This is a genomic window from Staphylococcus sp. acrmy (assembly GCF_022690565.1).
Lineage (GTDB): Bacteria > Bacillota > Bacilli > Staphylococcales > Staphylococcaceae > Staphylococcus > Staphylococcus caledonicus.
This window is the reverse complement of record NZ_JALCVE010000003.1, coordinates 118408-131952: the sequence shown is the minus strand read 5'-3', so window position 1 is coordinate 131952 and position 13545 is coordinate 118408. Positions and strand designations below refer to the sequence as shown.

The following is a 13545-nucleotide window of genomic DNA, read 5'->3' as shown; positions in this document are numbered from 1 at the left end:
TTAATATAATGAGAAAATATCTGCAATATATCAAAAAAATGAAAGCTTTCACGTTAATAGAGATGTTATTAGTACTTCTAATCATAAGCGTATTGTTAATTTTAATTATTCCAAATATCGCTAAACAAACAGCACACATACAGTCTACAGGATGCGAAGCACAAGTGAAGATGGTTAATAGTCAAATAGAAGCATACAATTTAAAACATAATAGAATGCCTTCAAGTATTGATGATTTAGTAACAGAAGGCTACATTAAAGAAGGACAAAAGAACTGTAAATCTGGAGAATCGATTACAATTAGTAACGGTGAAGCGATTGCAAATTAGTTTACTAAAAGCCTTTACTTTAGTTGAGAGTTTATTAGTAATGTTAGTACTAACCATATTATTACAACTATCTTTATCCTCATTTAATTTCTCAACGTTATTAAGAGTTAATGATGAACTAAAAGTAAATCAATTAATTACTCAACTTGAGTATTTTAAATCAAAAGCAATTGGTGAAAATCAATCTATAACACTATTATTGAGTAAGAATTCATCTGTAATCAAGGTTATAGAACAAAAGGGTAAGAAATATAATTTTAAAATACTAGACGGAAAAATCACTTACGTTTCAAAAGTAAAAACAATCACATTTAATAAAGAGGGTACAATAAATAACTTTGGTTCCTTTATATTACAAGTACACAATCATTTATACAGAATTATCTTCCATATCGATAAGGGAAGAATAAGATATGCCAAAATTTAACGCTAGTATTCTTGCCGATAGTCTACTTAGCTTTCTAACCATTATGATAATATCAACTATCTTTATCCCTATTTTATTGAAATTAACATTATCTCTAGATGACGAATATGAAAAATTGGAAATGAAACAGGCTATTTTAACTAGTATTAATCATTATAAAAAGGAGGATCTTTTTAAAGGAATTAGATTAGGTGAATATGACATTAAACTTTCTAAAAACTCTATATGTAACGACAATCTCTCTCTTAATAAGAAAATTTGCATTAAGTACTAAACTTAAAGCCTTCACTTTCATTGAAATGGTGCTCTCACTCTTAATCACAATTACAATTTTAACGTTACTACCAAACATAATTAAATTAACAAATTTCTACTTTCATGAAGCCTATGAAAATAACCGCACCGAATACTCATTTTTTCAAGCCGATTTATCCCACATAGTTAACAACTCACATGCAACCTTAAAAATAGAAAATCACAATTCGATTATCGTTCAAACTAAGGATGAACGAAATTATATAAAGTTTAAGAATAATAAACTAATCTACGAAAATGAAGGACGAGAGAACATCACACTACTTAATAATGTTATCGCTGCTAAATTTCATAATACTAACTCAAAAGTAATAGTAATAAATCTAAAGATAGGTGATGCTAACCAATACTATGAGAAAATATTATATATTTAAATTAAAAGCATTTATCAGCCCTTACACTTTAATGATCTTTATGATTTACTTGTCTTTAATCACTTTTTATACCACTCAATTTGGTTTAAAATTAAAAACAATCCAGAACATTAATAATTATTATGACCGAACAATTATTGAGAAATTTGAAAAAGGTGATTGAATTGAATAATAAACAAACCCCAATTATTTTAATTGGTTTCATGGGAACTGGTAAGAGTACTATTGGCGAATACTTATCACTAGCCCAAGACACGTCTTTTGTCGATTTAGATATTTATATTGAATTCAAGGAAGAACAATCTATTCCACAACTATTTGAACAGGTAGGCGAGTTAGGTTTTAGAAAGTTGGAATGCAAATACTTGAAAGAATGTATAGAGAAATACGACATTATCGCTACCGGTGGTGGAATTATTGAATATCCAGAGTCGCTAAAAATCTTAAAAAAATCCAAACATGTCATTTGGTTAGATTGCGATATAGAGGTAATTTACAATAGAATTCGAAACGATGCCCATAGACCGAATGCAAAAGACAAAAGTAAAAAACAGTTAAAAAACTTGTATTTATCAAGGGTTTCAAGATATAATGAAATCGCATTCATGAAAGTGAATAGTGAAAAAACAATCAAAGATGTTTGTGATTTAATCACAAATCATCTATCTTGCGGTTGATCAGTATTAGAGAGAATAATGTTAATTCTATTTACACATAGTAATTAAACATTATCGCCGAAGGTGCAAGTATTCATACGAAACTCTCAGGCAAAAGGATAATACTGTTACGCATTCCTGGATTAAGTGTATAAACAGGGTAGCTTTTTGCTACTCTGTTTATTTATAAAAATTATAGGGGGTTTTCAAATGACAAGCGAATTAAAAAAGACACCATTGTATCAAAATTATGTTGATAGTGGTGCTAAAATAGTAGAATTCGGTGGATGGGCTATGCCTGTTCAGTTTACAAGTATCAAAGAAGAACATAATGCGGTTCGATATAACGTAGGTATGTTCGATGTTAGCCATATGGGAGAAATTTCTATTAAAGGCAATGATGCTAGTAAATTTGTCCAATACTTACTTTCAAATGATACTAATAACCTAACTGATACTAAAGCTCAATACACTGCTTTATGTAATGAAGAAGGCGGTATTATTGATGACTTAGTAACTTATAAAGTGGGAGATAATAGTTATTTATTAATTGTAAATGCTGCTAACACAGATAAAGACTTTAATTGGGTTCAAAAACACGCTGATAAATTTGACGTAGAAGTATCAAATGTATCAGACCAATATGGTCAATTAGCGGTTCAAGGACCTAAAGCAAGAGATTTAGTTAGTGAATTAGTAGACATCGATGTAAGTGAAATGAAACCATTTGATTTTCAACAAGATGTAACACTATTCGGAAAAAATGTTATTTTATCTCAATCTGGTTATACAGGTGAAGACGGCTTTGAAATCTATTGTAATTCTAAAGATACACTAGACATTTGGAACGGCTTTGTTGAACATGACGTAGTTCCATGTGGTTTAGGAGCTAGAGATACATTAAGATTAGAAGCTGGATTACCTTTACATGGTCAAGATTTAACTGAATCAATTACACCATATGAAGGTGGAATTGCTTTTGCGGCTAAGCCTTTAATTGAAGAAGACTTTATTGGTAAATCAGTATTAAAAGACCAAAAAGAAAATGGTTCATCTCGTAGAACTGTAGGACTAGAATTACTTGAAAAAGGTATTGCTAGAACTGGATATACAGTATATGACCTTGATGGAAATGAAATTGGGGAAGTTACTTCAGGAACACAATCTCCTTCTTCAGGTAAATCAATTGCTATGGCAATTATTAAACGCGATGAATTTGAAATGGGACGTGAATTATTAGTTCAAGTCCGTAAAAAACAACTAAAAGCTACAATTGTTAAGAAAAACCAAATTGAAAAATAACTAAGGGGTGTGTATTGTGAGTCATCGTTATATACCGTTAACTGAAAAAGATAAAAAAGAAATGTTAGACACGATTGGTGCTAACTCTATCAATGAATTATTTGGTGACGTACCAGAAGATATTTTATTAAATAGAGATTTAAATATCGCAAGTGGTGAAGCTGAAACATCACTATTAAGAAGATTAAGTAATGTAGCTAAAAAGAACGTTACTAAAGAAACACATGCTTCTTTCCTAGGAGCAGGAGTTTATGATCATTATGCGCCAGCCGTAGTAGACGCTATGATTTCACGCTCTGAATTTTATACAGCTTATACACCTTATCAACCAGAAATTTCTCAAGGTGAATTACAAGCAATTTTTGAATTCCAAACACTAATTTGTGAATTAACAAATATGGATGTTGCAAACTCTTCTATGTATGATGGAATTACTAGTTTTGCAGAAGCTTGTATTTTAGCCTTTAACCATACTAAGAAAAATAAAATTGTAGTTTCTAAAGGTCTTCATTATCAAGCGTTACAAGTTCTAAATACTTATGTAAAAATACGTGAAGATTTCGAGATTGTTGAAGTCGACTTAGATGGTACGATTACTGATTTAGATAAACTAGAAAAAGCAGTGGATGATGAAACTGCAGCTGTAGCAGTTCAATATCCTAACTTCTACGGTTCTATTGAAGATTTAGAAAAAATTCAATCATTTATTGAAGATAAAAAAGCCTTATTCATCGTATATGCTAACCCATTAGCATTAGGATTATTAACTCCTCCAGGTTCATTTGGCGCAGATATTGTTGTAGGTGATACTCAACCATTTGGTATTCCAACACAATTTGGTGGACCACACTGTGGTTACTTCGCAACAACTAAAAAATTAATGCGTAAAGTACCTGGTAGATTAGTTGGTGAAACTAAAGATGAAGATGGTAATAGAGGATTTGTATTAACATTACAAGCTCGTGAACAACATATTCGTCGTGATAAAGCGACTTCAAATATTTGTTCTAACCAAGCGCTTAATGCGTTAGCTTCATCAATTGCAATGTCTGCTCTTGGTAAACAAGGTGTTTACGATATTGCGGTTCAAAACTTAGAACATGCTAATTACGCTAAAAATCAATTTAAAGATAAAGGTTTCGAAGTTCTAGACGGTACTTCATTTAACGAATTCGTTGTTAAATTCGATCAACCTATTAAAGAAATCAATAAAAAATTAGCACATGAAGGTTTCATTGGCGGATTTGATTTAGGCGAAGCTTCAAAAGACTTTGAAAATCATATGCTAGTGACCGTTACTGAATTAAGAACAAAAGATGAAATTGACACATTTGTTGAGAAAGCTGGTGAGCTAAATGGTAGTAAGTAAATCAAGTCCATTAATTTTCGAAAGATCTCGCGCAGATAGATATGCTTATTCATTACCACAAAGTGATATCAAAAGTGATTCTGTAGAGAGTATCTTAGACGATAAATTTATTCGTAAAGATAAAGCTGAATTTCCTGAAGTAGCAGAATTAGATTTAGTACGTCACTATACAGAACTTTCTAATAAAAACTTTGGTGTTGATTCAGGATTTTACCCATTAGGTTCTTGTACAATGAAATACAACCCTAAAATTAATGAAAAAGTAGCACGTATTCCAGGGTTTGCTGAATCACATCCACTTCAAGAAGAAGAACAAGTCCAAGGTTCTTTAGAAATCATTTATAGTTTACAAGAAGAACTTAAAGAAATTACTGGTATGGATGAAGTAACATTACAACCAGCTGCAGGTGCTCATGGTGAGTGGACTGCATTAATGATTTTTAAAGCTTACCATATTAAAAACGGTGAAAGTCATCGTGACGAAGTTATCGTGCCTGACTCAGCGCATGGTACTAACCCTGCATCAGCTTCATTTGCTGGTTTTAAAGCAGTGACTGTAAAATCAAACGAACGTGGAGAAGTCGATATCGAAGACTTAAAACGTGTTGTTAATGAAAATACAGCAGCTATCATGTTAACTAACCCTAATACTTTAGGTATTTTCGAGAAAAACATTATGGAAATTCGTGAAATTGTGCATGAAGCAGGCGGTTTATTATACTATGATGGTGCGAACTTAAACGCTATTATGGATAAAGTACGTCCTGGAGATATGGGCTTTGACGCAGTACATCTAAACTTACACAAAACGTTCACAGGCCCTCACGGTGGTGGCGGACCTGGTTCAGGACCAGTAGGCGTTAAAAAAGAATTAGCAAGCTATTTACCAAAACCAATGGTAATTAAAGACGGCGATAAATTTAAATATGACAATGATATTGAAAATTCTATTGGTCGTGTTAAACCATTCTATGGTAACTTCGGAATTTACTTAAGAGCTTATACGTACATTAGAACTATGGGTGCTGAAGGCTTAAGAGAAGTATCTGAAGCTGCAGTATTAAATGCTAATTATATTAAAGCAAGTCTTAAAGACCACTTTGAAATTCCATATGAACAATATTGTAAACATGAATTTGTACTTAGTGGTTCTAAGCAAAAAGAAAACGGTGTACGTACATTAGATATGGCTAAACGTTTATTAGACTTTGGTGTACATCCACCAACTATCTATTTCCCACTTAATGTGGAAGAAGGTATGATGATTGAGCCAACTGAAACTGAATCTAAAGAAACATTAGATTACTTCATTAAATCTATGATTCAAATTGCTGAAGAAGCTAAAGAAAATCCAGATACAGTTTTAGAAGCTCCTCATACAACAATTATCGACAGATTAGATGAAACAACTGCTGCTCGTAAACCAGTGCTTAAATTTGAACACTTACATTCTGAAAAAGAATAGTAATAGAGCAGTGAACTGAATTAGAACTATGAGAAAAGCTGAGACATTTTTACACGAATGTCTCAGCTTTTAGTTTTATTTGTAGCTGACTGAAGGGAATATAAGCATCAATACCGTATTTTTGATCTCTGAACAATCTTAGAGGGGGGAGACCGAACTCTTTAGAATTATATTAAGTTTCATAAGCGGTCATTTTATTTATTAAATTTATTCTGTACTAAGAATTAAAAATCATAACCACCATATAGAGTAATCATATTTAATCGTAGATTTTATATCTCTGACAAACAAAAATATAAAAAACTCTCAAAGATTCAAGTTCTCTGAGAGTTAAACATGGACTATTAAATTATTTTTTCGTTTTAATTTTTCCAGTCCATTTTTTATATCCACCTTTAAGCATATAGATGTTTTTATAGCCATTCTTTTTAAGTATTCTAGCAGCACGATACCCAGCAATACCATTTGCATCACAAAGATATATAGGTTGGTCTTTTCTCAAACCTTGATATCTTTGGCTAAACATTGACATTGGGATGTTACGCGCACCATTGATATGTCCATAGTCATAGTCTACTTTTTCACGTACATCAATAACTTGAGCTTTTCTTAAACCATTATGAAACTCATTTTGATCTAATTCAGTTACTGCACGTTTATTAATAAACCAATTTCCTACCATGTAAAGAATAATTAAAACTATAATAATCAATGCTATGATCAAAGATACATTCATATTGCATCCTCCCTAATTAACCGATATTATAATTATAAGGCCGATAGCAAAATTTATCAAAATTTTTTTATCGTTTATTTATAGTGTTACATTATATGTAAGTAATTTTTATTTAAGTTTTATAAAAGATTAAATGCTGTGATTGGAGTTTTTTTATGACTGAAGTTTGGAATTTTATAAACACTGGTAGCCATGACCCTTATTATAATATGGCAATGGACGAAGCATTACTTAACTTTGTTTCACGAGGTGAAATCGATCCTGTTATCAGATTTTATACTTGGAACCCTGCAACACTTTCAGTTGGCTATTTCCAAAGATTAACAAAAGAAATAGATATTGATAAAGTTAAAGAAAAAGGATTTGGATTAGTAAGACGTCAAACAGGTGGAAGAGGCGTGCTGCATGATAAAGAATTAACATATAGTGTAATTGTGCCTGAATCTCATCCAAATATGCCTTCAACGGTAACAGAAGCCTATCGTGTTATTTCAGAAGGGCTACTAGAAGGATTTAAATTACTTGGATTTGAAGCATACTTTGCTATTCCACGTTCTAAAGAAGAAAGAGAAAAATTAAAACAACCAAGAAGTGCAGTATGTTTTGACGCTCCTAGTTGGTATGAATTAGTTGTCGAAGGCCGTAAGATAGCTGGAAGCGCTCAAACGCGTCAAAAAGGCGTAATTCTTCAACATGGTTCATTATTACAAGATGTAGATGTAGATGAATTATTTGATATGTTTACATTTAAAAATGATCGCTTAAAAGAAAAAATGAAAAAAGCGTTTGTCGATAAAGCAATTGCAATCAATGATATCTCAGATAGACATATCACGTTAGAAGAAATGGAACAAGCCTTTGAAGAAGGATTTAAAAAAGGTTTAGGATTAGAATTCAAGCCTTTAACATTAACTGAGGAACAACTAGCTGAAGTCAAAGAACTTGAAGAAAAATATCGTTCTGATGAATGGTTATACAAAAAATAACCAAATCTTAAATTATTACTAAAAAACTCACGCATACTTGCAAAGTATAAGCGTGAGTTTTTCATATTAAAACAAATATATATTTGTAATGTTAAACGTAAGTCATTATTTTCTATTCTTTCTTTTATATTTACGTACTGCTTTTTTATATTTTCTTTGCTCTTCAGTTAAGAAGAAGAAATAATAAATTAAATAAATGATTATAGCTATAATGATTAAAGTAAAAATAGTTTTAGCAAATGACATTAAAAACATATTTAGATTTAATAATAAACCAATAGCTGCAATAGCTAAAATGATATAAAATACTACATTTTTCAAATTTAAAACTCCTAATTTAAGAACTACTAGACATGTCTATTTGTGATAATTTAGTACGTCCTTGATTTAGTTTATTCTTGTTATTATTTTCATATCCATTTTTGATATCCTTAAATGCTGATTGAATATCTTTATTAATCTCACGGATATTTTTATCTTCTTTTTTATTATTGCTACTCATCTCATTAGTTGAAATAGAGCCTTTATATTTACTATATGCATCGTCAATATCATTCGAAATAGTATTAAGCTTTTCTAAATTTTGCTCTTTATCTTCTTTCTTTTTCTTACTCAAATCAATTTGATTATAATTACCAATGATTTTCACAATATCTTGATAATATTGAGAAGAGGCTTCTAAAAATCTTGCTTGCTTTTTATTATCAACGGTTTTAGATACGTTCTTCTTATCTTTATTTAAGGCCTCAACTTGAGACTTTTGGTTACTAATATCTTGATTTAGTTGTTGTATATCTAACTTCAAATTATGATTTTCATCTCTTAATTTGGTAGTTTTTTCTTCTAAAGGACTTAAGTTTTGAGACCCACAACCAACCAATAAACAAGAGGCTCCTAAAATTGCTATTAATTTTTTCATGTAAATCTCCCTAAATCAAAATCTCTTTATTTCTAAAATAAGTATGCTATTATTTTAAAGTAAATAGGGAAAATGTACAAATGTTATACTAGGAGTGATTTTTATGGATAAATTAACTAAAGTTCGCGAAATACTTAAACAGCAAAATCTTGATGCGATTGTAATTTTATCAGATTACAATAGAAGATATCTTTCAGGTTTTACGGGAACTAGTGGCGCTTTAGTAATTACATCGACTCAAAACCAACTAATTACTGATTTCCGTTATATTGAGCAAGCAACAAATCAAGCTACTAATTTTGAAATAGTTAATAGAAGTGCGGGGTTAATTGATGAAATTAAATCGATTATTACTAAGCTTAATTTACAACGTGTTGGGTTTGAAGGTCATTTAATAAGTTATGATACATATCAATCTCTTAATGAAACATCTGCTACTTTCATTAGTATTGGCGAAGTAATTGAAGAAATTAGACAAATTAAATCTCCTGATGAAATCGAGAAAATTAAACATGCTGCTAAAATAGTGGACGACACGTACAACTATATCTTAGAAGTGGCGAAAGCCGGTATGACTGAAAAAGAATTAAAAGCATTACTTGAAAGCAAAATGCTACATTTAGGTGCTGAGGGTCCTTCATTCGATACAATAGTAGCTTCAGGTTATAGAGGCGCGCTCCCTCATGGAGTAGCAAGTGATAAAGTTATTGAACAAGGTGATATGATTACATTAGATTTTGGTGCTTACTATGAGGGTTATTGTTCTGACATTACTAGAACCTTCGCTATTGGTGAACCAGACCCTAAAATGAAAGAAATATATAATATTGTTCTAGAATCTCAAATTAAAGCAATTAATGAAATTAAACCAGGGATGACTGTTCAAGAAGCTGATGCTTTATCTAGAGATTATATTGATGCTCATGGTTACGGTAAAGAGTTTGGTCATTCATTAGGTCACGGTATTGGTTTAGATATTCATGAAGGACCTTTATTATCTAAAAATGCTAAAGGTACAATTCAAGTAAATAACTGTGTTACTATTGAACCAGGTATTTATGTCGATGGTCTTGGTGGCGTGCGTATCGAAGACGATATTTTAATTACTGAAAATGGTTGTGAAGTCTTTACTAAATGCACGAAAGACCTTATTATTTTAAAGTAAGCGTATAATTGAGGAGGAAACTGAATGATTTCGGTTAATGATTTTAAAACAGGTTTAACTATTTCTGTAGATAATGGTATTTGGAAAGTTATTGATTTCCAACACGTAAAACCAGGTAAAGGTTCTGCTTTCGTACGTTCTAAATTACGTAATCTTAGAACTGGCGCTATTCAAGAAAAAACTTTCAGAGCTGGCGAGAAAGTAGAACAAGCAATGATTGAAAATCGCCGTATGCAATATTTATATGCAGATGGTGACAACCATGTATTTATGGATAATGAAACATTTGATCAAACTGAATTATCAGCTGATTATTTAAAAGACGAATTAAAATATTTAAAAGCTAATATGGAAGTTCAAATTCAGTCTTATGAAGGTGAAACAATCGGCGTAGAATTACCAAAAACTGTTGAGTTAGAAGTAACTGAAACAGAACCAGGAATTAAAGGTGATACGGCTACTGGTGCTACTAAATCAGCTACAGTTGAAACAGGTTACACTTTAAACGTACCTTTATTTATCAACGAAGGCGATGTCTTAGTTATCAATACTAGCGATGGTAGTTACATCTCAAGAGCATAATCTCAAATTTTAATATTAGTTAACTAGAATTTATCGTAATAGGATTCTTGTAACTACATCTAAATTATACAGCCAGGGACATTAATATCCTTGGCTGTTTTTTATATTAATTTACTTGTTACATACTTAATAATAGAATGTACTTTACCATTAATAGTACAATATAGTAATAAGCTAAACTCTATCACATCCAAAATGAGACATGCTTGAATTGGTTGTTCCAGTCAAGTAAAATAGATTGGTAGATGAAAACTAAGTCAAGGAGTCAGTAACTTATGAATTTTAAAGAAGTAAAAGAATTAATCGAAATTCTTGATCAATCGAGTTTAACTGAAATTAATATTGAAGATAACAAGGGTAGTGTAATTAATTTAAAGAAACAAAAAGAAACTGAAATAATTACGCCACAATATACACAACAAGCACCTATGATGGCACCTCAAGCAGCGCCAATGACTCAAGCTCCAAGCAATAATGAAGCTACGGCATCACCAAGTGCTGATAGTGCATCTAATGATGATACAAATTACCAAACAATCAATGCACCTATGGTCGGTACATTCTATAAATCACCATCACCTGAAGAGGACGCTTATGTTCAAGTGGGCGATAAAGTAACTAGTGATTCAACTGTATGTATTTTAGAAGCAATGAAATTATTTAATGAAATCCAAGCAGAAGTTTCTGGCGAAATCGTAGAAATCCTAGTAGAAGACGGGCAAATGGTAGAGTATGGCCAACCGTTATTCAAGGTGAAATAATGAAAAAAATATTAATAGCTAATCGTGGAGAAATTGCAGTTAGAATTATTAGAGCTTGTCACGATTTAGGTATCCAAACTGTAGCTATTTATTCTGAGGGAGATAAAGACGCATTACATACTCAAATTGCTGATGAAGCATATTGCGTTGGTCCTACTCAGTCTAAAGATTCATACTTAAATATTCCGAATATATTATCTATCGCAACTTCAACTGGCTGTGATGGGGTCCATCCGGGGTATGGATTCCTAGCTGAAAATGGTGATTTTGCTGAACTATGTGAAGCATGTCAATTAAAATTTATTGGTCCTAGTTATGAGTCTATACAAAAAATGGGTGTAAAAGACGTAGCCAAAGCTGAAATGATAGCTGCTAACGTTCCCGTTGTGCCAGGTAGTGATGGTTTAGTTGAATCTATCGCAGATGCTAAAAAGATAGCATCAGAAATAGGCTATCCTGTCATTATTAAAGCTACTGCTGGCGGCGGTGGTAAAGGGATTCGAGTGGCTCGCACTGAGAAAGAACTTGAAAACGGCTATCGCATGACTCAACAAGAAGCCGAAACTGCATTTGGTAATGGTGGATTGTATCTTGAGAAGTTCATCGAAAACTTCCGTCATATTGAAATCCAAATTATTGGAGATCAATTTGGTAATGTAATTCATCTTGGAGAAAGAGATTGTACAATTCAACGACGCATGCAAAAGTTAGTTGAAGAATCTCCTTCACCAATTTTATCTGATGCTAAACGTCAAGAAATGGGTAATGCAGCAGTAAGAGCTGCAAAAGCCGTTAACTATGAAAATGCCGGAACTATTGAATTTATTTACGATTTAAATGAAGATAACTTTTATTTCATGGAAATGAATACGCGTATTCAAGTAGAACATCCTGTAACTGAAATGGTAACAGGAATCGATTTAGTTAAATTACAATTAAAAGTAGCAATGGGTGAAGCTTTACCATACACACAAGATGATATAACTATCAATGGTCATGCAATTGAATATAGAATTAATGCTGAAAACCCATATAAAAACTTCATGCCTTCTCCAGGTAAAATAACTCAATACTTAGCACCAGGAGGGTATGGTGTAAGAATCGAATCAGCATGTTATACCAATTACACGATACCACCATATTATGATTCAATGGTGGCAAAGCTCATTGTACATGAACCAACTCGAGATGAAGCGATAATGACAGGAATTAGAGCTTTAAGTGAGTATTTAATTTTAGGCATTGATACTACAATACCTTTCCATCTCAAACTAATGAATAATGACATATTCAGAAGTGGTTCATTTAATACTAATTTCTTAGAAAAATACAACATTATAGATGATAGTGAGTAGGAGGTTAAATCATATGGTAAATGTAGCAGATTATTCATCTTCTAATTTAGGTAAAATTGAAATTGTACCTGAGGTAATTCAAGTCATTGCGAGTATCGCAGTTTCTGAGGTTGAAGGGGTAACAGGTCATTTTTCCGAATTGAAAAATAGTAACCTCGAAAAAATAAGTCGTAAAAACCTTAATAAAAATTTAAAAATTGAGGCAAAAGAAGATGGCATTCAAATAGATGTATATTGCTCAATCAAACATGGTATTAACATATCTAAATTTGCTAGTAAAATACAAACTTCTATCTTCAACTCAATTAAAACTATGACTGCTATAGAACCTAAAGAGATTAACGTTCATATCATGCATATTACTGCAGAATAAAATAAAGAAACATTAAATTAAGGAGTTATTTATGAGTCGTAAAGAATCGAGAAAACAAGCGTTTCAAACATTATTTCAGTTAGAAATAAAAAATACTGACTTAACGATTAATGAAGCAATTAACTTTATCAAAGATGACTATCCAGACTTAGATTTAAAATTTATAGAGTGGTTAGTTACTGGTGTAAAAGACCATGAACCAGTTTTAGATAATACGATTGAACCTAAATTAAAAGACTGGTCACTTCAACGTTTATTAAAAACAGACCGTATCATTTTGAGAATGGCAACATTCGAACTACTTCATAGTGATACTCCTCCAAAAGTAATTATTAACGAAGCTGTAGAATTAACTAAACAATTTAGTGATGACGACCACTATAAATTTATCAATGGTGTTTTAAGTAATATAAACTAATAATATTGAGTGA

General features: G+C 31.5%; 17 protein-coding genes and 1 riboswitch. Of the genes, 14 read left to right on the top strand and 3 right to left on the bottom strand.

Annotated features, from left to right (window positions below; translation table 11 throughout):
* Window positions 1-8 precede the first annotated feature (8 nt).
* The 7 genes from comGC to gcvPB all read left to right on the top strand — a co-directional run bounded on the left by comGC (window position 9) and on the right by gcvPB (window position 6237).
* Window positions 9-329 carry a competence type IV pilus major pilin ComGC gene (gene comGC, locus FH144_RS04140; RefSeq protein ID WP_103167425.1) on the top strand — a complete coding sequence of 107 codons (321 nt, stop codon included), beginning with the start codon at window positions 9-11 and terminating at the stop codon, window positions 327-329.
* Window positions 310-756 (top strand): competence type IV pilus minor pilin ComGD, encoded by a 447-nt coding sequence (gene comGD / locus FH144_RS04135; RefSeq protein ID WP_347341113.1) that lies wholly within the window; start codon window positions 310-312, stop codon window positions 754-756. The genes comGC and comGD overlap by 20 nt, the downstream gene beginning before the upstream one ends.
* Window positions 743-1030 (top strand): hypothetical protein, encoded by a 288-nt coding sequence (locus FH144_RS04130; RefSeq protein WP_242313869.1) that lies wholly within the window; start codon window positions 743-745, stop codon window positions 1028-1030. Before comGD ends, FH144_RS04130 begins: the two co-directional genes overlap by 14 nt.
* A 573-nt stretch (window positions 1031-1603) precedes the next feature.
* Entirely contained in the window at window positions 1604-2122 is a 519-nt protein-coding gene (locus FH144_RS04125) for a shikimate kinase (RefSeq protein ID WP_242314119.1), read from the top strand.
* A riboswitch (glycine riboswitch) is annotated at window positions 2119-2234 on the top strand. (Overlaps the previous gene by 4 nt.)
* Before the next feature lie 77 nt (window positions 2235-2311).
* Window positions 2312-3403 carry a glycine cleavage system aminomethyltransferase GcvT gene (gene gcvT / locus FH144_RS04120; protein ID WP_242313867.1) on the top strand — a complete coding sequence of 364 codons (1092 nt, stop codon included), beginning with the start codon at window positions 2312-2314 and terminating at the stop codon, window positions 3401-3403.
* Window positions 3404-3419: 16 nt separating this feature from the next.
* Complete coding sequence (gene gcvPA, locus FH144_RS04115; protein WP_242313865.1) at window positions 3420-4772, top strand: aminomethyl-transferring glycine dehydrogenase subunit GcvPA; 1353 nt, start codon at window positions 3420-3422, stop codon at window positions 4770-4772.
* Window positions 4759-6237 (top strand): aminomethyl-transferring glycine dehydrogenase subunit GcvPB, encoded by a 1479-nt coding sequence (gene gcvPB / locus FH144_RS04110; RefSeq protein ID WP_242313863.1) that lies wholly within the window; start codon window positions 4759-4761, stop codon window positions 6235-6237. The genes gcvPA and gcvPB overlap by 14 nt, the downstream gene beginning before the upstream one ends.
* A 349-nt stretch (window positions 6238-6586) precedes the next feature.
* Here the strand turns inward: gcvPB and FH144_RS04105 are convergent, their stop codons facing one another.
* Window positions 6587-6973, bottom strand: a complete 387-nt coding sequence (locus tag FH144_RS04105; protein ID WP_198611473.1) for a rhodanese-like domain-containing protein — start codon at window positions 6971-6973, stop codon at window positions 6587-6589.
* Window positions 6974-7128: 155 nt separating this feature from the next.
* Between FH144_RS04105 and FH144_RS04100 the strand changes: the two genes are divergently transcribed.
* Entirely contained in the window at window positions 7129-7959 is an 831-nt protein-coding gene (locus FH144_RS04100; RefSeq protein ID WP_242313861.1) for a lipoate--protein ligase family protein, read from the top strand.
* Window positions 7960-8064: 105 nt separating this feature from the next.
* Here the strand turns inward: FH144_RS04100 and FH144_RS04095 are convergent, their stop codons facing one another.
* Window positions 8065-8280: an SA1362 family protein gene (locus tag FH144_RS04095; protein WP_107508113.1), complete on the bottom strand. Its 216-nt coding sequence runs from the start codon at window positions 8278-8280 to the stop codon at window positions 8065-8067.
* Between the two features lie 16 nt (window positions 8281-8296).
* Window positions 8297-8878: a putative periplasmic lipoprotein gene (locus tag FH144_RS04090; protein WP_242313859.1), complete on the bottom strand. Its 582-nt coding sequence runs from the start codon at window positions 8876-8878 to the stop codon at window positions 8297-8299.
* Window positions 8879-8981: 103 nt separating this feature from the next.
* On the opposite strand from FH144_RS04090, the gene FH144_RS04085 reads away from it, so the two are divergent.
* From FH144_RS04085 to nusB, 6 genes are all read left to right on the top strand, one after another.
* Window positions 8982-10043, top strand: a complete 1062-nt coding sequence (locus FH144_RS04085; protein ID WP_242313858.1) for a M24 family metallopeptidase — start codon at window positions 8982-8984, stop codon at window positions 10041-10043.
* Between the two features lie 24 nt (window positions 10044-10067).
* The gene (gene efp, locus FH144_RS04080) at window positions 10068-10625 is read left to right on the top strand and encodes an elongation factor P (protein ID WP_107508110.1); all 558 of its coding nucleotides are present in this window, start codon (window positions 10068-10070) and stop codon (window positions 10623-10625) included.
* Window positions 10626-10900: 275 nt separating this feature from the next.
* Window positions 10901-11386: an acetyl-CoA carboxylase biotin carboxyl carrier protein gene (accB, locus tag FH144_RS04075; protein WP_198611469.1), complete on the top strand. Its 486-nt coding sequence runs from the start codon at window positions 10901-10903 to the stop codon at window positions 11384-11386.
* Window positions 11386-12741, top strand: a complete 1356-nt coding sequence (gene accC, locus FH144_RS04070; RefSeq protein ID WP_242313857.1) for an acetyl-CoA carboxylase biotin carboxylase subunit — start codon at window positions 11386-11388, stop codon at window positions 12739-12741. The genes accB and accC overlap by 1 nt, the downstream gene beginning before the upstream one ends.
* 13 nt (window positions 12742-12754) lie before the next feature.
* On the top strand, window positions 12755-13114 hold the full coding sequence (locus tag FH144_RS04065; protein WP_242313855.1) for an Asp23/Gls24 family envelope stress response protein: 360 nt from the start codon (window positions 12755-12757) through the stop codon (window positions 13112-13114).
* Between the two features lie 31 nt (window positions 13115-13145).
* On the top strand, window positions 13146-13532 hold the full coding sequence (gene nusB / locus FH144_RS04060; RefSeq protein WP_242313853.1) for a transcription antitermination factor NusB: 387 nt from the start codon (window positions 13146-13148) through the stop codon (window positions 13530-13532).
* Window positions 13533-13545: the final 13 nt, after the last annotated feature.

Bases quoted from the DNA above. Each gene is read 5' to 3' on its own strand.
- comGC (WP_103167425.1), top strand. From the start codon at position 9: ATGAGAAAATATCTGCAATATATCAAAAAAATGAAAGCTTTCACGTTA.
- FH144_RS04130 (WP_242313869.1), top strand. From the start codon at position 743: ATGCCAAAATTTAACGCTAGTATTCTTGCCGATAGTCTACTTAGCTTT.
- gcvT (WP_242313867.1), top strand. From the start codon at position 2,312: ATGACAAGCGAATTAAAAAAGACACCATTGTATCAAAATTATGTTGAT.
- gcvPB (WP_242313863.1), top strand. From the start codon at position 4,759: ATGGTAGTAAGTAAATCAAGTCCATTAATTTTCGAAAGATCTCGCGCA.
- FH144_RS04105 (WP_198611473.1), bottom strand. From the start codon at position 6,973: ATGAATGTATCTTTGATCATAGCATTGATTATTATAGTTTTAATTATT.
- FH144_RS04100 (WP_242313861.1), top strand. From the start codon at position 7,129: ATGACTGAAGTTTGGAATTTTATAAACACTGGTAGCCATGACCCTTAT.
- FH144_RS04090 (WP_242313859.1), bottom strand. From the start codon at position 8,878: ATGAAAAAATTAATAGCAATTTTAGGAGCCTCTTGTTTATTGGTTGGT.
- FH144_RS04085 (WP_242313858.1), top strand. From the start codon at position 8,982: ATGGATAAATTAACTAAAGTTCGCGAAATACTTAAACAGCAAAATCTT.
- efp (WP_107508110.1), top strand. From the start codon at position 10,068: ATGATTTCGGTTAATGATTTTAAAACAGGTTTAACTATTTCTGTAGAT.
- accB (WP_198611469.1), top strand. From the start codon at position 10,901: ATGAATTTTAAAGAAGTAAAAGAATTAATCGAAATTCTTGATCAATCG.
- accC (WP_242313857.1), top strand. From the start codon at position 11,386: ATGAAAAAAATATTAATAGCTAATCGTGGAGAAATTGCAGTTAGAATT.
- FH144_RS04065 (WP_242313855.1), top strand. From the start codon at position 12,755: ATGGTAAATGTAGCAGATTATTCATCTTCTAATTTAGGTAAAATTGAA.
- nusB (WP_242313853.1), top strand. From the start codon at position 13,146: ATGAGTCGTAAAGAATCGAGAAAACAAGCGTTTCAAACATTATTTCAG.